The organism is Shinella sp. (assembly GCF_035998705.1).
Classification (GTDB): Bacteria; Pseudomonadota; Alphaproteobacteria; order Rhizobiales; family Rhizobiaceae; genus Shinella.
The window spans coordinates 294,599-318,178 of the sequence record NZ_DASYHH010000022.1 but is presented as its reverse complement, the minus strand read 5'-3'; the positions used below and the strand labels follow the sequence as shown (position 1 = coordinate 318,178).

At 63.6% G+C, this 23,580-nt stretch carries 22 protein-coding genes; 6 read left to right on the top strand and 16 right to left on the bottom strand.

Annotation, left to right across the window (positions count from 1 at the left end; translation table 11 throughout):
* Nucleotides 1-26: 26 nt before the first annotated feature.
* Nucleotides 27-638, top strand: coding sequence for an urease accessory protein UreG (gene ureG / locus VGN93_RS18230; RefSeq protein WP_327508567.1), 612 nt, complete (start codon nt 27-29; stop codon nt 636-638).
* Here the strand turns inward: ureG and VGN93_RS18225 are convergent.
* The 8 genes from VGN93_RS18225 to VGN93_RS18190 all read right to left on the bottom strand — a co-directional run bounded on the left by VGN93_RS18225 (nt 635) and on the right by VGN93_RS18190 (nt 10,310).
* Entirely contained in the window at nt 635-1,318 is a 684-nt protein-coding gene (locus tag VGN93_RS18225; protein WP_327508566.1) for a Crp/Fnr family transcriptional regulator, read from the bottom strand. The genes ureG and VGN93_RS18225 overlap by 4 nt on opposite strands.
* Before the next feature lie 128 nt (nt 1,319-1,446).
* Complete coding sequence (locus tag VGN93_RS18220; RefSeq protein WP_327508565.1) at nt 1,447-4,758, bottom strand: efflux RND transporter permease subunit; 3,312 nt, start codon at nt 4,756-4,758, stop codon at nt 1,447-1,449.
* Between the two features lie 124 nt (nt 4,759-4,882).
* Nucleotides 4,883-6,043 (bottom strand): efflux RND transporter periplasmic adaptor subunit, encoded by a 1,161-nt coding sequence (locus tag VGN93_RS18215; protein ID WP_414714124.1) that lies wholly within the window; start codon nt 6,041-6,043, stop codon nt 4,883-4,885.
* Between the two features lie 360 nt (nt 6,044-6,403).
* Nucleotides 6,404-7,396: an ABC transporter substrate-binding protein gene (locus VGN93_RS18210; protein ID WP_327508563.1), complete on the bottom strand. Its 993-nt coding sequence runs from the start codon at nt 7,394-7,396 to the stop codon at nt 6,404-6,406.
* 22 nt (nt 7,397-7,418) lie between these two features.
* The gene (locus VGN93_RS18205) at nt 7,419-8,288 is read right to left on the bottom strand and encodes an ABC transporter permease (RefSeq protein WP_327508562.1); all 870 of its coding nucleotides are present in this window, start codon (nt 8,286-8,288) and stop codon (nt 7,419-7,421) included.
* Entirely contained in the window at nt 8,285-9,169 is an 885-nt protein-coding gene (locus tag VGN93_RS18200; protein ID WP_327508561.1) for an ABC transporter permease, read from the bottom strand. The genes VGN93_RS18205 and VGN93_RS18200 overlap by 4 nt, the downstream gene beginning before the upstream one ends.
* A 2-nt stretch (nt 9,170-9,171) precedes the next feature.
* Nucleotides 9,172-9,507, bottom strand: coding sequence for a hypothetical protein (locus VGN93_RS18195; RefSeq protein WP_256121084.1), 336 nt, complete (start codon nt 9,505-9,507; stop codon nt 9,172-9,174).
* Complete coding sequence (locus tag VGN93_RS18190) at nt 9,507-10,310, bottom strand: ABC transporter ATP-binding protein (protein WP_414714104.1); 804 nt, start codon at nt 10,308-10,310, stop codon at nt 9,507-9,509. Before VGN93_RS18190 ends, VGN93_RS18195 begins: the two co-directional genes overlap by 1 nt.
* Before the next feature lie 125 nt (nt 10,311-10,435).
* Between VGN93_RS18190 and VGN93_RS18185 the strand changes: the two genes are divergently transcribed.
* On the top strand, nt 10,436-10,849 hold the full coding sequence (locus tag VGN93_RS18185) for a cupin domain-containing protein (RefSeq protein WP_327508906.1): 414 nt from the start codon (nt 10,436-10,438) through the stop codon (nt 10,847-10,849).
* 215 nt (nt 10,850-11,064) lie between these two features.
* Here the strand turns inward: VGN93_RS18185 and VGN93_RS18180 are convergent, their stop codons facing one another.
* The 4 genes from VGN93_RS18180 to VGN93_RS18165 are packed head-to-tail and all read right to left on the bottom strand — an operon-like array spanning nt 11,065 to nt 14,577.
* Entirely contained in the window at nt 11,065-11,439 is a 375-nt protein-coding gene (locus VGN93_RS18180; protein WP_327508559.1) for a hypothetical protein, read from the bottom strand.
* Nucleotides 11,439-12,893 carry a dihydropyrimidinase gene (hydA, locus tag VGN93_RS18175; protein WP_327508558.1) on the bottom strand — a complete coding sequence of 485 codons (1,455 nt, stop codon included), beginning with the start codon at nt 12,891-12,893 and terminating at the stop codon, nt 11,439-11,441. Before hydA ends, VGN93_RS18180 begins: the two co-directional genes overlap by 1 nt.
* Nucleotides 12,890-13,330, bottom strand: coding sequence for a hypothetical protein (locus VGN93_RS18170; protein WP_327508557.1), 441 nt, complete (start codon nt 13,328-13,330; stop codon nt 12,890-12,892). Before VGN93_RS18170 ends, hydA begins: the two co-directional genes overlap by 4 nt.
* Complete coding sequence (locus tag VGN93_RS18165) at nt 13,327-14,577, bottom strand: Zn-dependent hydrolase (RefSeq protein ID WP_327508556.1); 1,251 nt, start codon at nt 14,575-14,577, stop codon at nt 13,327-13,329. The genes VGN93_RS18170 and VGN93_RS18165 overlap by 4 nt, the downstream gene beginning before the upstream one ends.
* Before the next feature lie 271 nt (nt 14,578-14,848).
* On the opposite strand from VGN93_RS18165, the gene VGN93_RS18160 reads away from it, so the two are divergent.
* On the top strand, nt 14,849-15,499 hold the full coding sequence (locus VGN93_RS18160) for a TetR family transcriptional regulator C-terminal domain-containing protein (RefSeq protein ID WP_327508555.1): 651 nt from the start codon (nt 14,849-14,851) through the stop codon (nt 15,497-15,499).
* A 99-nt stretch (nt 15,500-15,598) separates the two neighbouring features.
* Here VGN93_RS18160 and VGN93_RS18155 read toward each other — a convergent pair whose 3' ends face one another.
* Both VGN93_RS18155 and VGN93_RS18150 read right to left on the bottom strand, forming a co-directional pair.
* A complete protein-coding gene (locus VGN93_RS18155) occupies nt 15,599-16,804 on the bottom strand; it encodes an OpgC family protein (protein ID WP_327508554.1) in 1,206 nt (401 codons plus the stop codon).
* 79 nt (nt 16,805-16,883) lie between these two features.
* A complete protein-coding gene (locus tag VGN93_RS18150) occupies nt 16,884-17,813 on the bottom strand; it encodes a DMT family transporter (protein WP_327508552.1) in 930 nt (309 codons plus the stop codon).
* A 128-nt stretch (nt 17,814-17,941) separates the two neighbouring features.
* Between VGN93_RS18150 and VGN93_RS18145 the strand changes: the two genes are divergently transcribed.
* On the top strand, nt 17,942-18,574 hold the full coding sequence (locus VGN93_RS18145; RefSeq protein ID WP_319321339.1) for an exopolysaccharide biosynthesis protein: 633 nt from the start codon (nt 17,942-17,944) through the stop codon (nt 18,572-18,574).
* 151 nt (nt 18,575-18,725) lie between these two features.
* Nucleotides 18,726-19,358 (top strand): CatB-related O-acetyltransferase, encoded by a 633-nt coding sequence (locus tag VGN93_RS18140; RefSeq protein ID WP_327508551.1) that lies wholly within the window; start codon nt 18,726-18,728, stop codon nt 19,356-19,358.
* 175 nt (nt 19,359-19,533) lie between these two features.
* On the opposite strand, the gene preA is transcribed toward VGN93_RS18140, so the two are convergent.
* Both preA and VGN93_RS18130 read right to left on the bottom strand, forming a co-directional pair.
* A complete protein-coding gene (preA, locus tag VGN93_RS18135) occupies nt 19,534-20,847 on the bottom strand; it encodes an NAD-dependent dihydropyrimidine dehydrogenase subunit PreA (protein WP_327508550.1) in 1,314 nt (437 codons plus the stop codon).
* Between the two features lie 12 nt (nt 20,848-20,859).
* Complete coding sequence (locus VGN93_RS18130; protein ID WP_327508549.1) at nt 20,860-22,221, bottom strand: NAD(P)-dependent oxidoreductase; 1,362 nt, start codon at nt 22,219-22,221, stop codon at nt 20,860-20,862.
* 256 nt (nt 22,222-22,477) lie between these two features.
* On the opposite strand from VGN93_RS18130, the gene VGN93_RS18125 reads away from it, so the two are divergent.
* The gene (locus tag VGN93_RS18125) at nt 22,478-23,431 is read left to right on the top strand and encodes a sugar-binding transcriptional regulator (protein WP_327508548.1); all 954 of its coding nucleotides are present in this window, start codon (nt 22,478-22,480) and stop codon (nt 23,429-23,431) included.
* Nucleotides 23,432-23,580 lie beyond the last annotated feature (149 nt).

The window sequence follows — 23,580 nt, the reverse complement described above, 5'->3', positions numbered from 1 at the left end:
CAGATTTTTTAGGACGGAGTTTCACTATGACATCGAAGAACGGTCCCCTGCGCGTCGGCATCGGCGGTCCTGTCGGCTCGGGCAAGACGGCGCTCACCGACAAGCTCTGCAAGGCGCTGCGCGAACACTATTCCGTCGCCGTCGTCACCAACGACATCTACACGAAGGAGGATGCGGAGGCGCTGGTGCGCATGCAGGCGCTGCCCTCGGAGCGCATCGTCGGCGTCGAGACGGGCGGCTGCCCGCACACGGCGATCCGCGAGGATGCCTCGATCAACCTCCAGGCCATCGCCGATCTCAACCGGCGTTTTCCCGATCTCGACGTGGTCTTCATCGAATCCGGCGGCGACAACCTGGCCGCCACCTTCTCGCCGGACCTGGCGGACCTGACGATCTATGTCATCTCCGTCTGCCAGGGCGAGGAAATCCCGCGCAAGGGCGGGCCGGGGATCACCCGCTCGGACCTGCTCGTCATCAACAAGAAGGATCTTGCCCCGCATGTCGGCGCCGATCTCGACGTGATGGAGCGGGATGCGGAGCGCATGCGCGTCGCACGCCCCTTCGTCTTTTCCGACATGAAGCGGGGCGAGGGCGTCGAGCGCATCGTCGACTTTTTACGGGTTCAGGGCGGGCTCTAGATTCGCCTTAACGCTTCCGGGTCGTCGATGTGGACGAGGCGGCCGCGCACGTTGACGCCGTGGCTGCGCAGCAGGGAGAAGGCACGCGACAGCGCTTCCGGCGCGAGGCCGAGTTTTCCGGCGAGCAGGCTCTTCTGGTAAGGCAGGCGGAAACTCGTCGGCTTGCCCTCCACAGGGCAATGGGCGAGCAGGTGGCGCGCCACGCGCTGCGGCGCGGTGTGCAGCCGATCGTCGGCGAGGTTGGCGAAGGCTCGGGAAAGCTGCGCGGACAGAGCGCTGGCGAGCGCAATCGCCAGGTCCGGCCGGCGGCCCGCGATATCGCGCACGCGTTTCAGGTCGAAGCGGGCGATCAGCGCGGGTTCGGCGGCCTGGGCGGTCGCGGCATAACGCCCGCCATCGAGCACGACGCTTGCGCCGATGAGGTCGCCCGGGCCGTAGAGTTCGACATCGGCTTCGCGGCCGTCCGGGTCGAGCTTGTAGACACGCATGTAGCCCGAAAGCACGCAATGCAGCATGTCGGCGGGTTCACCCTCGCGAAACAGCATCTGGCGGGCCGGCAGGTTGCCGATGGCCGCGATCTCCATCATCGCCGCAACGCTTTCCACGCCGAGCACGGACAGGAGGCCGGCATTCAGCAGGGTTTCCCGTTCCCGTGCGCCGGGTTTCATCAGCCTGTTCATCGATCTCACTCCATGCTCCCGCAGGCGGTCTCGCTTTTTGATGCGAGGACGATAGGCGAGGGCAGGCAAGTCCGACTTGATTTCGATCAATGAAAACAAAAACGGCCGGTTCGAACCGGCCGTTTGTTTCATTCCGCGGCGAGCGTCGAGTGATGCACCACGCTGAACGGTTTTCGCTCGCCGTTCTTCTTCTCCAGCGTCTCGATGCGCTTTTCGAGGTCGGAGACGTCGCGGGCGGTCTGGTCGGCAAGGCGGGTCAGCGCCTCCGGCTCCATGGCCAGCAATTCGTCGTCCTTCTTGCCGACGAAGCGGCCGACGAGCCAGCCGAGGAAGCGCGAGACGTCGTCCATGATCAGGAAGAAGGATGGCACGACGACGAGCGACAGCACCGTCGAGACGATGATGCCGCCGATCACCGCGATCGCCATCGGCGAGCGGAACGAGCCGCCTTCGCCCACGCCGAGTGCGGAGGGCAGCATGCCGGCCGACATGGCGATGGAGGTCATGATGATCGGGCGGGCGCGCTTGCGGCCGGCCTCGATCATCGCCTCCACGCGGTCCATGCCGTGGTGCATCATCTCGATGGCGAAGTCGACGAGCAGGATGGCGTTCTTCGTCACGATGCCCATCAGCATCAGGATGCCGATGAGGACGGGCATGGAGAGCGCGTTCTGCGTCAGGATCAGGCCCGCTGCCACGCCGCCGATCGCGAGCGGCAGCGAGAACAGGATGGTGAAGGGCTGGATGACGTCCTTGAACAGCAGGATCAGCACCATCAGCACGAGCAGCACGCCGAGCAGCATGGCATTGCCGAAGGACTGCTGCATTTCCGCCTGAACTTCCGCATCGCCGCTTTCGGCGAACTGCACGGTGGGCGGCATATCGATGCTGGAGGCAATCTCCTTGAAGCGGGCGCTGGCCGTATCGAGCGCTACACCCTGCTGAAGGTCGGAACCGATCTGGACGACGCGGTTGCGGTTATGCCGCTTCACGGAGCTCGGGCCTTCCGAATAGTCGATGTCGGCCACGGTGGAGAGCGGCACGACCTGGCCGTTCGCCGCCTGGACCTTCAGGTTGCGGATGGCGGCGAGGTCGGTGCGGAAGCTGCGGTCGACCTGCACGCGGATCGGGATCAGCCGGTCGTCAAGCGAGACCTTGCTCAACTGTGCGTCGATATCGCCGATGGTGGCGACGCGCACCACTTCGGAGATCTGCGCCGTCGTGATGCCGAGGCGGGCCATCTGGTCGTCGCGCGGGCGGATCTGCAGTTCCGGCCGCTGCAGTGAGCCTTCCGAGCTGACATTCGATAGCACCGGATCGGCGCGCAGCTTGGATTCCAGCACGGCGACGGTGTTGTTGAGGTCCGCCTCGTTGTTGGAAAGAAGGTTGAACGCCAGGTCGCGCTCGCCGCGGTCGTTGAGCTTGATGATGCGCACGTCGGGAATCTCGCGCAGCGTCGCGAAGAGTTCCTTCTCGATATCCCACTGCGGCCGCAAGCGGCCCGTCGTCTCGACCTTCGGCAGATAGGGGCCGATCACCGGAATACGACCGGCGACATCGTTCACCAGCTTGTGGACGAGCGAATGTTCGAGCTTGTCGAGGATGACCGTCACCGAGGCGCGGCGCAGTTCCAGGTCGCCCTTCGGCGAGGAGCCGCCGAGCACGAAGACGCTTTCCACGCCGTTGATGTCCTTGACCCGCTCGAAGATCTGCGTGGTCGTTCGGTCGGTATCCTCCAGCATCGCATCCGGCGGCAGTTCGACGGAAAGCACGACGCGCGACGCGTCTTCCGGCGGCAGGAAGCTGCCGGGCACGGTGGCGAGCAGCATGACCGAACCGATCAGGAAGGCGATGGCCGCGAGCAGGGTCGCATAGCGGGCGTACCACTTGCCCGTCGTCTTGCTGACCAGCCAGGTGTAGCCGCGCATGAACGCGCCTTCCTTCTCCTCGCCATGGCCGTCAGCATCGCCGGAGCGCATGAGATAGGCCGCCATGACCGGCGTGATCAGGCGTGCCACCGCAAGCGAGAAGAACACCGCGACCGCCACCGTCAGACCGAACTGGATGAAATACTGGCCCGGAATGCCCGGCATGAAGGAGACCGGCACGAAGACGGCGATGATGGTGAAGGTCGTCGCGATGACGGCGAGGCCGATTTCGTCGGCAGCTTCGATCGCGGCGCGGTAGGGCGTCTTGCCCATGCGGATATGCCGCGCGATGTTCTCGATCTCCACGATCGCGTCGTCGACGAGGATGCCCGTTGCCAGCGTCAGCGCGAGGAACGAGACGAGGTTCAGCGAGAAGCCGAGCAGGTCCATGACGAAGAATGTCGGGATCGCAGAGAGCGGCAGCGCCACGGCGGAAATCAGCGTCGCCCGCCAGTTGCGCAGGAAGATCAGCACGACGATGACGGCGAGCAGCGCGCCTTCGATCAGCGTGTGGAGGGCCGCTTCGTAATTGCCGTAGGTGAAGTAGACGGCGTCGTCGACCAGCTGGATCGAGACATCCGGGAACTGCGTGCGCACCTTGTCCAGCGATTTGGCGACGGATTCCGCGACCGTCACTTCGCTGGCGCCCTTGGAGCGGAAGACCGCGAAGGTGACGACCGGATTGCCGTTGAAGCGCGAGAAGGAGCGCGGGTCTTCATAGGTATCGGTGACGGTGCCGAGTTCCGAAAGCCGCACGAAGCGACCGTTCGCCAGCGCCACCATCGTGTTGTTGAGCTTTTCGACGGAGCGGGCATCGCCGAGCACGCGGATCGCCTGTTCGGCGCCGGCGATCTGGCCGCGGCCCGAACCGACATCGGCATTCATGTTGCGGATCTGGCGGCTGACATCGGCAGCGGTGATGCCGAAGGATTCCAGCTTGTCCGGGTTGAGGTCGACGCGCACCTCGCGGTCTGCGCCGCCGTAGCGGTCGATCTTGCCGATGCCGGCCTGGCCCTGCAAGGCGCGCTTCACCTTGTCGTCGACGAACCAGGAGAGCTCTTCCAGCGTCATGTTGGGCGAGGAGACGGCAAAGGTCTGGATCGCCTGGCCTTCCACGTCGATCTTGGTGACGACCGGCTCTTCGATCGAGGCCGGCAGGTCGCTCCGGATGCGGTCGATCGCGTCCTTGACGTCCTGAAGCGCCTGGTTCGTCGGCTTTTCGATCTCGAACAGTACGGATGTGACGGAGCTGCCGTCGGTGACGGTCGAGGTAATGTCATCGACGCCTTCGATGCCGGCGACCGCGTCCTCGATCTCCTTGGTGACCTGCAATTCGAGTTCCGCAGGGGCCGCACCGCTCTGTGTCACGCTGATCGCGACGACCGGCACGTCGATATTGGGGAAGCGCGTGATGGGCAGCGCATAAAAGGATTGGATGCCGACGAACATCAGCAGGAAAAACGCGAGCAGCGGCGCAATCGGATTGCGAATGGACCAAGCTGAAAAGTTCATGTCCCCAAAGTCCTCGATAAGAGACCAGACGGTGTTCAGGTTGCCGGCCCCATCCCGGGTCACCCGTCATTTCCACCGGGCGCCCCCGCCCGGCATTGCCTCCCGCTAACCGGGAGCCTTCACGTCATTTCGTGGCCGAAGCCTGTTCGGCATGCACCGGATTGACCCGGTCGCCATCGCGAACATAGGCACCGGCCTTGGCCACCACCTCGTCGCCGGCGGCAAGGCCGCTGACGATCTCGATCACCTGGCCGTCCTGGATGCCGGTCTCCACCGGCACCAGCTTGACGACGCCGTTCTCGACCTTGCGGGCCACCGTCCTGCCATCCGCCGTCGTGATGGCCGACAGCGGCAGGACGATGCCGTCGTGCTCCTCAACGATGATCTCGGCGCTGGCAAACATGCCGGCGCGTGCCTTGCCGGGCTCGTCGAAGCGGATATAGACGCGGCCCAAACGGCTGTCGGGATTGAGCGTCGGCTCGATAAGGCGGATCGTGCCGGTCAGCTTGGCGGCACCGCCGGCGAGCGTCACCGTCGCCTTCTGGCCGAGCGCCAGCTTGAGGATGCCGTCTTCCGAAACGTCGGCCTTCAGCTCGATCTCGCCGTCACGAATGACGGTGAAGAGCGGCGAGGCGGCACCGCTGGCAATCGCGCCGATCTTCGCCGTGCGCGCGGCAACGAAGCCGGCGACCGGCGACTTCACCGCCGTGCGGGCGAGCCTCAGGTCGATGTCGTCGATCTGGGACTGGGCCACCGTGATGTCGGCCTCGGAAACGGTGATCGCCTGTTCGGCGGACTTGACGCGGGCAAGTGCGGCGTCGGCTGCGGCCAGCGCCTGGTCGGCTGCGGCCTGCGACTGCGAGCCGGACTTGACGAGCTTCTGGGCGCGTTCACGGACGCGGATGGCCTCGTCGGCATTGGCCTTCGCCTCGACGAGCTGCGCCTTGATCTGGGCGAGGGCTGCTCTCGCCTTGGCGAGCGAGGCTTCGGTCTGGCTCTTTTCCAGCACCAGCGCATCGTCGTTCAGCGTGGCGAGCGTGCCGTCGGCGGCGATCGTATCGCCGACATCGGCGGCAAGCGTGCGGATGGAAAGGCCGTCGACGAGCGGCGTCACATAGACTTCCTCGACCGCCTGCACCGAACCGGTCGCGATGACGCGATCGACGATTGCGCGCGTTTCAGCGCCGGTGACGACGATGGCGGGCAAGTTCTGCACCTGCTGCGTGGCGGCGGCGTCGGTCGTTGCCGCATCGGCGGCGAATAGCACGATCGGATGGACCGTCATGAAAGCGGCGACGGATAAAAAGAGGACGTTCCTGTGTCCAGAAGCCATAGGCCGAACTTTCCCAAAAGCATGACTTTACGATCGAGGTCCGGGCGTTCTTTTTACGTTCTTGCCGGACTTATGCTGTTCCCGAGCAGATTGGCAGACATGGAAACGGCTTCGCGACCTCTCCAGGTTCCAACTGATGGGTGTATGTAATCGGCGTCCGTCACCCTTGCAAGAGGTAACGGTATGGTGCCTCATTATTTTATACGTTTGGCATTTCCATGGCAATCGCGGCGCACTGTCGCAGGTTTTCCGGGCCTTAAACGAAACGTGCGGGGCCGAGACCCCGCACGTCGTTTGGCCTGAGAGGTCCGACTATTTCAGCGCTTCGTCCGTGATCGCATGCGTCCAGGCGCCTTCCGGCTCCTTGGAGATGACCGGGTCGGAACCGCCGGCGAGCAGCGAGGCGACGGTGCGCTTGTAGTCCGCCTCGTCGAGCGCGCCGTTGGAGCCGGCCGTCAGCTTGGCGACTTCGCCCATCATGCGCTTCTGGTGCGCCTCGGTCTGGGCGCCGGTCGTATCGTTTTCGAGCACGATGTCGGCGGCTTCGTCCGGGTTCGCCTCGGCGTATTTCCAGCCTTTCATGGAGGCGCGCACGAACTTGACCATCTTCTCCTTGAAGGCCGGGTCGGTGAGCTTGTCTTCCAGCACGTAGAGGCCGTCTTCGAGCGTGGCGACACCCTGGTCCTCATATTTGAAGGTGATCAGGTCCTCCGGCTTGATGCCGGCGTCGAGTACCTGGCCGTATTCGTTGTAGGTCATGGTGGAGATGCAGGCGGCCTGCTTCTGGATCAGCGGATCGACGTTGAAGCCCTGCTTGAGCACGGTCACGCCGTCCGGGCCGCCGTCAGTCGGGATCTTCAGGTGCGCCATCCAGGAGAGGAACGGATATTCGTTGCCGAAGAACCAGACGCCGAGCGTCTTGCCCTTGAAGTTTTCCGGGCCGGTGACGCCGGATTCCTTGAGACATGTCAGCATCATGCCGGAAGACTTGAACGGCTGGGCGATGTTGACGAGCGGCACGCCCTTTTCGCGGGTAGCGAGCGCGGACGGCATCCAGTCGACCACGACGTCGGCACCGCCACCGGCGATCACCTGCGCGGGCGCGATATCCGGGCCGCCCGGCTTGATCTCGACGTCGAGGCCTTCTTCTTCGTAGAAGCCCTTGTCCTTGGCGACGTAGTAGCCGGCGAACTGGGCCTGGGTGACCCATTTCAGCTGGAGCGTCACCTTGTCGGCAGCGTGCGCCTGGAACGCGGCAAGCGAGAAGGCGCTTGCCAAAAGCAGCGATGCGATCTTCGTTTTCATGTCAGTTCCCTCTTTCTTTTTGTTACGCCTGCCCACCACGGACAGACGGGTGCCAGAACGTGACGATCCGCTCGATGAGCGCGACCACCCCGTAGAAGGCGGAGCCAGCCACCGCGGCGACCGCGATTTCGGCCCAAACCATGTCGACATTCATGCGGCCCACTTCCGTGGAGATGCGAAACCCCATGCCGACGATGGGCGTTCCGAAGAATTCGGCGACGATCGCGCCGATCAGCGCGAGCGTCGAGTTGATCTTGAGCGCATTGAAGATGAAGGGCCAGGCGGCGGGAAGGCGGAGCTTCACCAGCGTCTGGAACCAGTCGGCCGCATAGGTGCGCATCAGGTCGCGCTCCATGTGGCTCGTCGCGGCAAGGCCGGAGACGGTGTTCACCAGCATGGGGAAGAAGGTCATGATGACGACGACCGCGACCTTCGACTGCCAGTCGAAGCCGAACCACATGACCATGATGGGGGCCACGCCGATGACCGGCAGCGCCGAGACGAAATTGCCGAGCGGCAGCAGGCCCTTTTGCAGGAAAGGCGAGCGGTCGATGAGGATCGCAACGAGGAAGCCGAGGCCGCAGCCGAGCGCATAACCGACCAGCACGGACTTCAGGAACGTCTGGCGGAAATCCGCCCAGAGCGTCGGCACGGAATTGATCAGCCGCAGCCAGATCATGCTCGGCGGCGGCAGCAGCACGGAGGGCACGTTGAAGCCCCGCACGATGCCTTCCCACAGCACGAGGATGGTGGCGCCGAAGACCAGCGGCACGGCGATGCGCGCGGCGCGATCGGCGGCTGGGGTCACGAATTTCCGGCGCACCAGCCACTCGTTGAAGGCCCAGGCGGCAAGCCAGAAGACGATGGCAGCGAAGAGGACGGAGAGGTTCATGCCCGTACCCCCATGCGTTTGAGGACGAGGCCATGGGCGAAGCCGACGACGATGACGAGCAGTGCCGCGACCGCTGCCGCCATGAAAAGCGCCGCCCAGATCTGCACTGTCTGGCCGTAATAGGAGCCCGCCAGCAGGCGCGCGCCGAGGCCGGCGACGGCACCCGTCGGCAGTTCGCCGACGATGGCGCCGACGAGCGAGATGGCGACGGCCACCTTCAGCGAGGTGAAGAGATACGGCATGGACGCCGGCCAGCGCAGTTTCCAGAAGGTCTGTGCGGGCGAGGCATTGTAGGTGTGCATCAGGTCGAGCTGGATCTGCTCGGGGCTGCGCAGCCCCTTCACCATGCCGACGACGACGGGGAAGAAGGACAGATAGGTCGAGATCAGTGCCTTCGGCATCAGGCCGGAAATGCCCACCGCGTTCAGCACCACGATGATCATGGGCGCGATGGCGAGGATCGGGATTGTCTGGCTGGCGACGACCCAGGGCATCAGCGAGCGGTCCATGGCGCGGTTGTGCACGATGCCGATGGCGAGCAGGATGCCGAGCACGGCGCCCATCGAGAAGCCGAGCAGCGTTGCCGAGAGCGTGATCCACGAATGATAGACGAGGCTGCGCTTGGAGGTGATCGCCTTGTTGACGGTCGTATCCCACAGCTCGGCAAAGACCTGGTGCGGTGCCGGCAGCACCGGCCGCTCCTGCGCCATCGTCTTCGGCAGCAGTTCCATGAAGCCGATCGTTCCGCCGGCGCGCGCCGCCTGGTCGCGCTCGAAGGGCGCGTTCAGCACGACGGCGAAGACATACCAGAGTGCCAGGAGGGCAAGCAGCACGGTGCCGATGGGGAGCAGGCGGTCGCGAAGGAAGCTGGCCCGTTCCATGCTCAGCTCCTGGCCGGGGAGGGCATCAGCATGAGGCCCATGGCGACGATGCCGAGAGCGACGCCGGCAAGCTGCGTGCCGCTCAGCCGTTCGCCGAAGAACAGGAAGGCGATGATGTTGATGAGGAAAAGCTGGGTGATGGCGGACAGCGACACCGCAAGGCCCAGCCCGCCCTCGCGCATCAGTTTCAGCATCATCAGGTTGCCGACGATGTAGAGCGTCATCGAGAGCAGCAGGTAGAGGAGGTTCGTGGTGCCGATATAGGCGCGCGACGACGTGGCGGCGCCGATGAAGACGGCGGTCGCGGCGAAGAGCCAGAGCACATAGGGCAGCTTCATCAGGCGTGCTCCTCGTAGCTGTGGCCAGCGCGCAGGCCCTCGCGCACCCGGTGGGCGATTTCGAGGAATTCCGGCGTCTCGCGGATGTCGAGCGGGCGCTCCCTCGGCAGCGGCGATTCGATGATATCCGTGACGCGGCCGGGGCGGGGGCTCATCACCACGATCTTCGTCGACAGATAGACGGCCTCGGGGATGGAGTGCGTGACGAAACAGATCGTCTTGTTCGTGCGCTCCCAGAGCTTCAACAACTGCTCGTTCAGATGGTCGCGCACGATCTCGTCGAGGGCGCCGAAGGGTTCGTCCATCAAGAGCAGGTCGGCGTCGAAGGCGAGCGCGCGGGCAATCGACGCCCGCTGCTGCATGCCGCCGGAAAGCTGCCAGGGATATTTCTTCTCGAAGCCGGAAAGATTGACGAGATCGAGCGTGCGCGCGACCCGCGCCTTCTGCTCGTCGCGGGAATGGCCCATGATTTCCAGCGGCAGCGCGATGTTCTTCTCGATCGTGCGCCAGGGATAGAGTGCCGCCGCCTGGAAGACGTAGCCGTAGGCGCGGCGTCGACGCGCCTCTTCAGGAGAGAGGCCGTTGATGGTGATCGTGCCGGAGGTCGGCTTTTCGAGATCCGCGATGACGCGCAGGAACGTCGTCTTGCCGCAGCCGGAGGGGCCGATGAAGGAGACGAAATCGCCCTTTTCGACCGTGAGGTCGACACCCGTCAGCGCATTGACCGGACCATCGGCGGTCTCGAAGGTGAGGCCGAGCCCTTTGGCGGTAACGACGGTATCGGACGGGGAACTGGCGGCCATGCTTGTCATCTTTCGGCGCTCGTCACGGCGCGGTTTTCGGTAGACTGCATGTCCACTCTCGCCATTGCAATCGGCATTGTCTTCATTATCACTTTGGGCACGGAAATCTCACGGGGGGCAGCATGATGACGACGGAAATGAAGGCCGAATGCCGGGTGGTGCGCCCGGGCGGCACCTATGACGGCAAGCAGGGGTTCAGCTATTTCGAGGGCATCGCCCGCGAGAGCGTGGGCGCGTCCGGCATCTGCATGCATCTCCTGACCATCCCACCCGGCGGCCGGGCGAAAGCGCACATGTACGAGAGCCACGAGACGGCGATCTACATGCTCTCCGGCGAGGCGCATACCTGGTACGGCGAGCGGCTGGAGAACCACGTCATCGTCAAGGCGGGCGAGATGTTCTACATCCCCGCCGGCGTGCCGCACCTTCCCGCCAATCTCTCCGACCAGCCGGCCTCGGCGGTCATCGCCCGGACAGATCCGCACGAGCAGGAGAGCGTGGTGCTTCTGCCGCATCTCGAGGCGCTGGTTGTGGTTTAGGCGGCGGGGGAAGACACCCCCCTCTGTCCTGCCGGACATCTCCCCCTCAAGGGGGGAGATCGGAAGACGGCATCGGTTTCCCGAAACGGCAATGCTTCGCTCGCGGCAACCGGCTTGTCTTCCATGAGGTGAGGAGCGTACTCCCAGCCGATCTCCCCCCTTGAGGGGGAGATGTCCGGCAGGACAGAGAGGGGTATGTCTGCGCCCCGCAACGCTCATTTCTTGCACCGCATGATCGGTCCCCAGCGCGTGCCGTCCGGAAAGCTGATCGTGTAGCCGCCATTGTCCGGCGTGAGTGTCAGTTCGTGGGGTGTCGTCTCCTCGTACCCTTCCTCATGGCACTCCGCCGGCACCACCGTGGCACCGCCCACCTGTTTCGCTTCACCCTTGAATTCGCAATAGGAGGCCGCCGTGGTGACGCCGTCCTTGTTCAGCAGGAAGAAGAGATCCGCGCCGGAGGATTCGCCGGTCTCGGCATAGTGGCAGCCTTCCGCGTCGCCGTAGCTGCCATCGACGATGTCGGCCGCCGCCCCTGCCGGGCCGGCGAGCGCGATGCCGAAGAGAAGGGCGGGAAGGTGGCCGGGACGCATCAGACGCCGCTCGCCGGAATGCCGCTGCGTTCCACCTTGCGCGGCGCGGTGATTTCCTTCCATGTCGACAGCGCCCTGTTGACCGCCGTGAAGGGCTCGCGCTTGACGAACTGGCCATGGCCCTCGCGGGTCTTCACGGTGCTTTCCTCGATGGCCACCACACCGCGCGTCAGCGTATAGCGCGGCAGGCCCACCACTTTCTTGCCCTCGAAGACGTTGTAGTCGATCGAGGATTGCTGGCTCTTGGCGGAGATGGTTTTCGAGCGCTTCGGGTCCCACACGACGATATCCGCATCGGCGCCGGGGAGGATCGCACCCTTCCTGGGATAGACGTTGAGGATCTTGGCGATGTTGGTCGAGGTCACCGCCACGAACTCGTTCATGGTCAGGCGGCCGGTGTTGACGCCATGGGTCCAGAGCATCGGCATGCGGTCTTCCAGGCCCCCGGTGCCGTTCGGGATTTTCCGGAAATCGCCGGCGCCGGTGCGCTTCTGGTCCGTGGTGAAGGCGCAATGGTCGGTCGCGACCACCTGCAGGGAGCCGCTCGCAAGGCCGGCCCAGAGTGAATCCTGGTGCTGCTTGTTGCGGAAGGGTGGGCTCATGACGCGGCGTGCGGAATGGTCCCAGTCCTTGTTGAAATATTCGCTCTCGTCGAGCGTCAGGTGCTGGATCAGCGGCTCGCCGTAAACCCGCATGCCGTTCTGCCGGGCGCGGCGGATGGCCTCGTGCGCCTGTTCGCAGGAGGTGTGCACCACATAGAGCGGGCTGCCTGCCATGTCTGCGATGATGATGGCGCGGTTCGTCGCCTCTCCCTCGACGGAGGGTGGGCGCGAATAGGCGTGGCCTTCCGGCCCGTTGTTGCCCTCGTCCATCAGCTTCGTCTGCATGGCGGCGACGACGTCGCCGTTTTCCGCATGCACGAGCGGCAGCGCGCCGAGGGCGGCGCAGCGCTGGAACGAGGCGAACATCTCGTCATCGTTCACCATCAGCGCGCCCTTGTAGGCCATGAAATGCTTGAAGGTGTTGATGCCCTTCTCTTCGACAATGGCCTTCATCTCATCGAAGACCTGCTCGCCCCACCAGGTGACGGACATGTGGAAGGAGTAGTCGCAATTGGCGCGGGTCGACTTGTTGTCCCAGCGCTTCAGCGCATCGAGCAGCGACTGGCCGGGATCGGGCAGGCAGAAATCGACGACCATGGTCGTGCCGCCGGCAAGGCCGGCGCGCGTGCCGCTTTCGAAATCGTCGGCCGAATAGGTGCCCATGAAGGGCATTTCGAGATGCACATGCGGATCGATGCCGCCCGGCATGACATAACAGCCCGCCGCATCCAGCACCTCGTCGCCGGAAAGGTCCGGCCCGATCTCGACGATCTTCCCACCCTCGACCTTGACGTCCGCCTTGTAGCTGAGGTCGGCGGTGACAACGGTTCCGCCCTTGATGACTGTGCTCATTCTTCCGTTCCTTCATCGTCTTCAAAGCTGCTCGGAAACACTGAGACGACTAGCGAAAAGTTCAGATCCGCCAGACGTCGGATGACAACTGCGTCGAACGTCGGGCAAATCGCAGCGATCCGGTTTGCATCGAAATAGATTGCAAGATCGATCTTGCGGGATGTACCGGTCCGGGCTGCCTCCTCGAACAATTTTTCATGACGGGAGAAGACGTCATGAAGGTACTCGCCCGCGTTTCCATCGAAATCTGGTTCGCCTTGCGGGTAAAGGAAGACCTCGTCAGAGCCCGGTTTTATCCTCCAGCCGTCAATCCCGGCGACGAAATGGTCAATTTCCGGTTGAGAAAGACCTTCCACGCGCATGATGAAAGAATACTCGATCGTCGCCTTCCCGCTTTCATCCGCCGCTGCGTCATCGGGGGCAACGGCCGCACTCACTCCGCAATCCCCGCCGTCTCGATCACCGCATGCAGCAGTACGTCTGCACCCGCGGCGGCCCATTCCTTCGAAATGTCTTCCGCCTCGTTGTGCGAGAGGCCGTCGACGCAGGGGCACATGATCATCGTGGAGGGAGCCACCCGGGCGGTCCAGCAGGCGTCGTGGCCGGCGCCGGAGATGAGGTTCATGTGGCTGTAGCCGAGGTCTTCGGCGGCCTTGCGCACGGTCGCGACCAGTGTCGGATCGAAGGTCACAGGGTCGAAATGGCCGACGGCCTCGACGGAACAGCCGACGCCGAGCGCTTCGCAGATTTTTGGCGCTTCCGCCTCGATGCGGGCGCGCATTCCGTCCAGCTTCGCCTGGTCCGGCGAGCGGATATCGACGGTGAAGACGACTTTTCCCGGCAGTACGTTGCGGGAATTCGGCGAGAAGAACACCTGGCCGACACCGCCCACGGCGCCCGGCTGGTTTTCCATGGCGACGGTCTGCACCATTTCGAGGATGCGCGACATGGCGAGCCCGGCATTGACGCGCATCGCCATCGGCGTCGAGCCGGTATGCGCCTCGCGGCCGGTCAGCGTGAATTCCAGCCACCACAGGCCCTGACAGTGGGTGACGACGCCGATGTCCTTCTTCTCGGCTTCGAGGATCGGCCCCTGTTCGATGTGATATTCGAAATAGGCGTGCATCTTGCGCGCGCCGACCTCTTCGTCGCCGATCCAGCCGATGCGCTTCAACTCATCGCCAAACGTTTTTCCGTCCGGGTCCTTGCGGGCATAGGCGTAATCCTGGCTGTGCACGCCGGCGAAGACGCCGGAGGCGAGCATGGCGGGGGCGAAGCGCGCGCCTTCCTCGTTCGTCCAGTTGGTGACGACGATCGGGTGTTTCGTCCTGATGCCGAGATCGTTCATCGAGCGTACGACTTCCAGGCCGGCGAGCACGCCGAGCACGCCGTCATATTTGCCGCCGGTTGGCTGGGTGTCGAGATGCGAGCCGATGTAGACGGGCAGCGCTTCCGGGTCCGTGCCCTCGCGCGTCATGAACATGTTGCCCATCGTATCGACGCCCATGGCGAGGCCGGCGTCGTCACACCATGTCTGGAAGAGGCGACGGCCCTCCGCGTCGGAATCGGTCAGCGTCTGGCGATTGTTGCCGCCGGCAATGCCGGGGCCGATCTTCGCCATGTCCATGAGGGAATCCCACAGGCGGTCCGCGTTGACGCGCATGTTCTCGCCGGGTGCGGCCATGTCTTGTGCTCCCACGTCTTCGGGCTTCACGCCCACTATCGTTCCCACCGGCTGGCGGCGCGGTTGTTTTTATGCGCCTTCCGATCAGCAGTTGCCTTTGCTTGATAACTGTCTGATAATTTGACCGGTTGGTAAACATTACAGCTTCCGTTGCGGCACTCAAGCCGAAAAACCAAAAAGCTTCGGCGTGCGCCCAGAAATTGGCAGCTGGTTAAACTGGTGAATTTGGCGGCACTTTTCCGGATCGACGGTCAAGGCCGAGGGGAGCACGATGGCATTACCGAGGGCGGCCAGGACACAGCGGCGCACGCGCATCCAGGAGGCGAAGGAGGAGCAGATCCTCGAGGCGGCGCTGGAGGTGTTTTCGCTCCATGGTTTCCGCGGCGCCACCGTCGACCAGATCGCCGAAGTGGCCGGCATGTCCAAGCCGAACCTGCTCTATTATTTCCGTACCAAGGAGGCGATGCACCGGGCGCTGATCACCCGGGTGCTGGACACCTGGCTCGATCCGCTGCGCGAATTCGACGCGGAGGGCAATCCGGTCTCGGAAATCCGCAGCTACATTCGCCGCAAGCTCGAAATGGCGCGGGATTTCCCGCGCGAAAGCCGGCTTTTCGCGAATGAAATCCTGCAAGGTGCGCCGAATATCGAGGACGAGCTGAAGGGACCGCTGAAGTCACTCGTCGACGAGAAGGCGGAGGTCATCCGTGTCTGGGCTAAGGCGGGCAAGATCGCCAAATGCGACCCCTACCATCTGATCTTCTCGATCTGGTCGACCACCCAGCACTATGCCGACTTCGACGTGCAGGTGCGCGCCGTGTTGGGGCAGGACCAGGCCGGCGAGGGGCGGTTCGAGGATGCGGCGCGTTTCCTCGAACAGCTTTTCCTGACGGGCCTGCATGTCAGCGAGCAGCCGGCCTAGAGCACTTCCGGTGAACTCCGGTTCACCGGAAGTGCTCTAGGCTTCTGTTTTCGCCGCATTATCCGGCGCCGAAGCGATGCCGCTTCGGCTGGAAATGCTCTAGTTTCCTTTGCTGGGGTCCGCCTTCGCCGTGCCGAACAGGCTGGCGGCGATCTCCTCGCGTTCGCGCCAGAGGGCGGGAAGGGCGAGAAGCGCGATGCCGGTGACGGCGATCATCGTCTTGGTCAGCTGTGACAGTTCCGGCGTGCGGCCGTCTGCATAATAGACGGCATAGACGATGGCCACGTGCCAGACATAGACCTGCAGCGAATGGCGGCCGAGCAGGCGCAGGAAGCGCAGCGTGAAGACGGCGGTGATGCCGCCCGCCAGCTTGCGGACCCACAGATTGTGATGTTTCGGTCCGGCGATCAGCAGCCAGGTGAGGCCCACCGCGACGGCAACGAAGTTGATCAGATAAACCGGGCCGAAATCCGCGCGGATCTCCATCGTGGCGAACTTGTCGAGCACGGATTGCGGCAGCAGATCCCACGCCGTGACGATGCGCAGCGGCAGGAAGAACAGGCAGATGGCGAGTGCCGCCTTCGGCAGCAGCGTCTTTTCCGGCGAGAAGATGCGCTCCCAATCGATCTTGTCCTGCGCCGTCAGCGCGCCGATCACCAGCGCGGAAAAGAAGACGATCTGCCAGCCGAGGAGGTTGAAGCTCGTGCGGATGCCCTGGCCGTCCGAGCCGGTGAAGATGGTGTGAAGCGGATCGGTGACGAAGCGTTGCAGGCCGAGCTGTGCCGCCATCCAGACGATCAGCGAGCCCGCCAGCACATGCGCCCATTTTCCGCGCAGGCACAGCCAGACGAGCGGCGGCGCAAACAGCATGTAGACGATATATTGCGGCAGGATATCCATGAAGGTCGGCTGGAACAGGAAGGTGGCGATCGCCGCCAGCCTGAGCGGCTCGTCGAAATTGGTCGTGCCGAGCCAGTTGTACCAGAGCCTGTAGGCATCGGGCAGGAACATCTGCACGAAGAGCACCACCATGACCGTGCCCATGGCGTAGCGGTAGAGTTCGAAGGCGCGGTTGCGGATGAGCTGGCGGCCGGTATCGTAGCCGTATTTCAGCATCTTGCGCGCATAGACCATGCCGATCAGCAGGCCGGACAGGAAGACGAAGCCCTGCGCGTCTTCGACAAAGGCGAATTGGCGATGGTTTACCTCCATCATCCAGTAGCCCCCGACAAAGATCAGGTGGTTGATGAGCATGAAGACGAGAAAGTAGCCCCGCATGCCATCTATGATGTCAAATCGCTTCAAAATATGCGCTCCGTCGATAGTCATGGTGCGCCCCAACGGGGCCGCAACGCATGAGCCGGCGGATCGTTCCTGAAAAAATTCAGTCGGGCAGGAAGGCCATCAGCGCGAGACCGCAGGCCGTAACCAGCGCACCGGCTGCGACCGGCAGGCTCGCCCAGCCATGGCCGAGCAGGCCTTCGAGCAGGATGATGAAGCTCGGCGTCAGATAGCCGTAGCCGAGCACCTTCGAGGCCGGCAGGCGCATCGAGGCATATTGCAGGAGCAGGAAGGTGACGGCCGTGGTGACCACCGCCAGGTAGGTGACGGCGGCGTAGACGGCAAAGGGCAGGGCGGAAAAATCCGTCTCCAGAAGGCCGCGGATGCCGGGCGGCACCAGCCACAGGGCGGCGCCGACCGTGACCCAGAAGCCGAAGGCGACCGCCGGTTCGCCGCGGTCGAAGCGGCGGATCAGCGGCACGTAGAGCGCATGGCAGATGACGCCGGCAAAGAAGATCATCTCGCCGGTGCCGATATCGAAGGCGAGGATGGCGTCGATATTGCCGCGGAAGATCACCCAGATCGCGCCGGCGGCGGCGATGAGGAGGCCGGCGAGCACGCCCGGCCGTGTCTTCTGACCCAGGACGGGGAGCGCGAAGCCGGCGCTCAGCAGCGGCATCAGCGTGAAGACGGCGCCGGTGGCGATGGGGCTGGTGAATTCCAGCGCCGTGAACATGGTGAGCATGTAGATGGCGATGAGGCCGCCGAGCAGGACGAAGCGCCACACTTCCTTCGGCCACACGGCCGGCATCTTGAAGACGCCGAAGGCGAGTGCGGCCATCACGACGATGGTCAGCATGTAGCGCCAGAGCGTCAGCGGCTCGGCTTCCATGTAGCGCGCCGCCAGCCCGCCGAAAGAGAAGGAGCCGGCGATCAACACGGCGAAAAGCAGCATGGCGAGGTGGCCCTTGAGCTTTTCACGGCCCTTGGCATGATCGGAAAGGCCCACCCGGGCGGGCATACGCTTCGTCAAGAAAATCACCCTATTGTCTGCGGCGCGGTCGGGTCATAGACCGGTACGCGAAGGCGCGCCACCCCACACAGGAAAGCCGCAATTCTTCGCCCATATCCCGGCGCAACAGCAAAGGAAAAACAAAGACGATGGCTATCGGCTTCAGGGATACGGACCGCAAGACGAGCGAATTGCTCGAAGACATCATCCACGCGATCAAGGGCGAGCACATCACGCTGCGCGACCTGTTGTCGATGATGGGGGAAAGCGGGCTGCTGCTGCTCTGTGCCTTCCTGTCGCTGCCGTTCCTGTTTCCGGTCTCGATTCCCGGTGTGTCGACGGTGTTCGGTGCCGGCATCGTGCTGATCAGCGCGGCGATCACGCTGAACCGGCTGCCCTGGCTGCCGCAAAAGGTCGCCGACCGCCGCCTGGAAAGCGGCAAGCTCAGGCCTGTGCTGGAGCGCGGCGTCAAGTTCCTGCGCAAGATCGACCGCTTCTTCAAGCCGCGGTTGATCGGGCTTACCTCCGGTGCCGTAATGAACCGCGTCAACGGGCTGGTGCTGATGGGTGCGGGTCTGCTGCTCATGGCGCCGCTCGGCCTCATCCCCTTCTCCAACACGCTCCCCGGCGTCGCCATCCTGCTGCTCGCCGCCGGCATTTCGCAGCGTGACGGGCTGGTGGTGCTGGGCGGCTACGTGATGGTCGTGTTGACGATCGTCTATTTCGCCGGGTTGGCGCTGCTGGCCTACAGCGCGGGGCAGAGTTTCAGCCTCTTCGGGTGAGTTTGCATGGCCGGGGGTCCCTAGAAGGGTTAAGCCCATCGCTATTCAAATTACTCATGAAAGTATTTGGATTGCGCGATGGATTCCCTCTCTCTTGGGAACTAGCATCGGTCATCCAGCTGTGCTGGCTTTGTTCTGAACGGTATTCCTGATGCCTCTTCTCGACGCGAATGCAACTCATCCAATCACCCTGCCGGACGGAACGCTTTATCGCGACACCGTCTACCTGAAGAACGTTATAAGCCATCCGCGCATGGAGATCGGCGAATACAGCTATTTCACTCACTCTGGGAAGCCAGAAGACACTGCCAAAATACTCGCACCCTATCTGGGGCATAGCGTCCACGAGCGGCTAATAATCGGCAAATTTGTCCAGATCGCTCGGGGAAGTTATTTTATCACAAGTTCAGCCAATCATCCGATGAAAGGCTTCACAACCTATCCATTTCGCATCTTCAAACCCGAGACCTTCGGCTACAAAGACCTGCCGGTGAAAGATACCGTGGTCGGGCACGACGTATGGATTGGCCATGACGCAGCGATTATGCCGGGGGTGCAAATCGGTGCAGGCGCGATTGTCGCTGCTGCGTCGGTCGTTGCTCGCAACGTTCCACCTTACGCAGTTGTTGGAGGAAACCCAGCCAAGGTCATTCGGATGCGCTATCCCACCGAGACGATCCGCGAACTTCTCGATATTGCTTGGTGGGATTGGCCCGTTGAGAAAATCGAAGCGAATTTGGCCTTTCTTGAAAACGGCGACCTTGCTGCTCTCAGGATAGTTTGAGAGCCAGGCAACGCGGTTTCTTGCCGCAGCATCGTAATGGCACGCTCCGTGCCAACGGGGGCATTTGTGGTACTTGCCACATGCTGCCGCAAAATTCGGCAACCGCTGAGATCGCGGCAGCCGGGCGAGGTGAAACTGGAAAAAACGGCCGGGGCTCGACACCCCGGCCGTTGTTTTACTCCGCGGCCTCTCTGGCCATCGGGTTGTTCGGGTGCGTCGTCCAGTTGGCGTAATTCGGGTCGACGGGCTTGCCGGTGCGCTGGTCGAGCACGCCGGGTTCGAGGCCGACCATGGTGATGCAGTTTTCCACCGGACAGACGTTGACGCAGAGATTGCAGCCGACGCACTCGTCCTCCATCACCTCGAAGTGCCTGACACCGTTGACGAACTGCGTGATCGCCTGGTGCGAGGTATCCTCGCAGGCGATGTGGCAGCGGCCGCATTTGATGCACGCGTCCTGGTCGATCTTGGCCTTGGCGATGTAGTTGAGGTTGAGATACTGCCAGTCGGTGACATTGGGCACGGCGCGGCCGCAGATGTCGTCGAGATCGCGGTGCCCCTTGGCGTCCATCCAGTCGGACAGGCCGGTGATCATCTCCTGCACGATCTTGAAGCCGTAGGTCATCGCCGCCGTGCAGACCTGCACGTTGCCGGCGCCGAGAACGAGGAATTCCGCCGCGTCGCGCCAGGTCGTGATGCCGCCGATGCCGGAGATCGGCATGCCGTAGGTTTCCGGATCGCGGGCGATCTCGGCCACCATGTTGAGCGCGATCGGTTTTACAGCCGGGCCGCAATAGCCACCATGGGTGCCCTTGCCGCCGACCGTCGGGTTCGGGGCAAAATTGTCGAGGTCGACGGAGACGATCGAGTTGATCGTGTTGATCAGCGACACGGCGTCGGTACCGCCGGCCTTGGCGGCGCGGGCGGGCTTGCGGATGTCGGTGATATTCGGCGTCAGCTTGGTGATGACCGGCATGCGCGTGTACTGCTTGCACCAGCGCACGACCATCTCGATATATTCCGGCACCTGGCCGACGGCGGCACCCATGCCGCGCTCGGACATGCCGTGCGGACAGCCGAAGTTGAGCTCGATGCCGTCCGCGCCGGTCTCTTCCACCAGCGGCAGGATCGCCTTCCAGCTCTCCTCCTCGCAGGGTACCATGATCGAGGCGATCAGCGCCCGGTCCGGCCAGTTCATCTTGACCTGCTTCATCTCGCGCAGGTTGGTGTAGAGGTCGCGGTCGGTGATGAGCTCGATATTGTTCAGGCCGAGCAGCCGGCGGTCGGCGCCCCAGATCGCGCCGTAGCGCGGGCCGTTGACGTTGACGACCGGCGGGCCTTCCTCGCCGAGCGTCTTCCAGACCACGCCGCCCCAGCCCGCCTTGAAGGCGCGCTCGACATTGTAGGCCTTGTCGGTCGGCGGCGCCGAGGCAAGCCAGAACGGGTTGGGCGACTTGATGCCGACGAAGTTGTTGCGAAGATCAGCCATGTCTCATCTCCCTCAAGCGACGGCAAAGGCGGGCTGCGCACCGGCGGCCAGCATGCGGTTGATCGAATCGGCGGCATCGCGCCCCTGCGCGACCGAGGTGACCGTCAGGTCCTCGCCGGCCTTCACGCAGTCGCCGCCCGCCCAGACATTGGCGGTGGAGGTGCGGCCTTCGGAGTCGATGACGATCCGTCCGCCGCTCATCGCCAGCGAGCCGAGGCCGGAGGCTTCGAAGGTCTGGCCGATCGCCTTGAAGATCTGGTCGGCGGCGAGCACGCCGGTCTCGCCGGTGCCGGTAAGCGCGCCGTCGCGCATCTCGGTATATTCCACCTCGATGCCGGCGACATGGCCGTCCTTGGCGATGACCCGCTTCGGCTGGAGCCAGTGGCGGATCATCACGCCCTTGGAGGCGGCGAGGTCCTGCTCGAACTCGGAGGCGTTCATATGCTCCTTGCCGCGGCGGTAGCAGATGGTCACTTCCTCCGCGCCGAGCAGTTTCGCCTGCACGGCGGCGTCCACCGCCGTCATGCCGCCGCCGATGACGACGACGCGGCGGCCGACGGGAATGGCGGCCTTGTCTTCGGCCTGGCGCAGTTCCGCGATGAAATCGACGGCGTCGACGACGCCCGGGAGCGTCTCGCCCTCGGCGCGCAAGGCGTTGACGCCGGCAAGGCCCATACCGAGGAAGACGGCGTCGAAATTGGCGGTGAGGTCGGCGAGCGAAAAATCGCGGCCGAGCTTCAGGCCGTTCTTCACCTCGATGCCGCCGATCGCCAGCACGTAATCGACTTCCTTCTGCGCGAAGTCGTCGACCGCCTTGTAGGTGGCGATGCCGTATTCGTTGAGGCCGCCGGCCTTTTCGCGCGCATCGAAGATGACGACGTCATGGCCGTTCATGGCCAGGCGATGGGCGGCTGCGAGACCTGCCGGGCCGGCGCCGACGACGGCGATCGCCTTGCCTGTTCGTGCTGCGCGCTCGTAAAAATGCTTGTTCTGCGTCATTGCCACATCGGTGGCGTAGCGTTGCAGGCGGCCGATCTCGACGGGGCGGTGTTCGGCGGTGTTGCGCACGCAGGCCTGCTCGCACAGCGTCTCGGTCGGACAGACGCGGGCACACATGCCGCCCAGAATGTTCTGGTCGAAGATGGTGTTGGCCGAGCCGATCGGGTTGCCGGTCGAGATCTGGCGGATGAACAGCGGAATGTCGATGGAGGTGGGACAGGCCGTCATGCACGGCGCGTCGTGACAGAAGTAGCAGCGGTCGGCCGCGACCAGCGCCTCGTGATCGTCGAGGCGCGGATGGAGGTCGGAAAAGTTCGCGTCATACTCGGCAGGCGCGAGCCGGCCCCGATGAATCCCAGATTGCGTCGTTCCCATGTTATTCTCCCATTCGAGTGGGCTTTTGAATGCGCGAACGGTAACTCAGGTTTATTTTTTTATCAAACGGTAAATTTTGCGGGAAAAGCCCGGTTTCCCAGGCGGTTCAGCTCGGGAAAACATGAGATTTCGAGTTATGTTTTCGACCTGCCGGCGCTCAGGCCTGCCGAAGGCTGTTCTTGCTGCGGCATGATGTGACGTTTGACAGGGGACGTGAAAAGATGCAGCAAATCGTTTGAAACAATCGGGGAAAACCATGGCGAAGCGGACGGAGACAGCCGGGCGGCTGGACGATGCGGCGAGGGCCGGGTGGCTCTATTACGTCGCGGGCCGCACGCAGGACGAGATCGCGTCCGCGATGGGTATTTCCCGCCAGTCGGCACAGCGCCTGGTGTCGCTCGCTGTCGCCGAGCGGCTGATCAAGGTGCGGCTCGACCATCCGATCGCCGAATGCCTGGAACTGGGCGAAGCGCTGCGCAGGAAATTCGGCCTGGTGCATGTCGATATCGTGCCGAGCGATCCGGGCTCCTCCTCCACGACGATCGGCATTGCCGAAGCGGGTGCGGCGGAAATCGAGCGCTGGCTGAAGAAGACCGAGCCGATCGTGCTGGCGGTCGGTACCGGGCGCACGCTGAAGGCGGCGATCGACCAGCTGCCGACGATGGAATGTCCGCAACACCGCATCATGTCGCTGACCGGCAATATCGGCCCGGACGGGTCGGCCGCCTATTACAACGTCATCTTCTCCATGGCCGATGCGGTGAAGGCGCGGCATTATCCGATGCCGCTTCCGGTGCTCGTCTCCTCCACCGAGGAGCGCGACCTGCTGCACAAGCAGAGCCTCGTGCAGTCCACGCTGCGGCTCGGCCGCGAGGCGGACGTCGCCTTCGTCGGTATCGGCGAACTCGGCGCGGATGCACCGCTCTGCCTCGACGGTTTCCTCGATCCGGAGGAAATGGCGCGGCTGATGGAGGAGGGCGCCGCGGGCGAGATCTGCGGCTGGATGTTCGACCGCGATGGCAAGCTGCTCGACAACAGCATCAACGAGCGCGTCGCCTCCGTGCCGCTGCCGCCGCGTGAAACGACGACGGTGATCGGGCTTGCCAAGGGCAAGCGCAAGCACCTCGCCCTGCTTTCGGCGCTGCGCGGCGGCATGATCAACGGCGTCATCACCGACGAATCGACGGCACGCCACCTGCTTTCGGCCTGAGCTTAACGCGTCTCCACACAGAAATTGCCCATGAAATTCAATGGACGTTGCTCCGCTTTGTGCGGTGCAGCAACGATTCGCGTTGACTTATCATGGCAATTTATGGGTAATTGCTCATGAGCGAAGCAAATGCTCAAAACCCTTCTGGG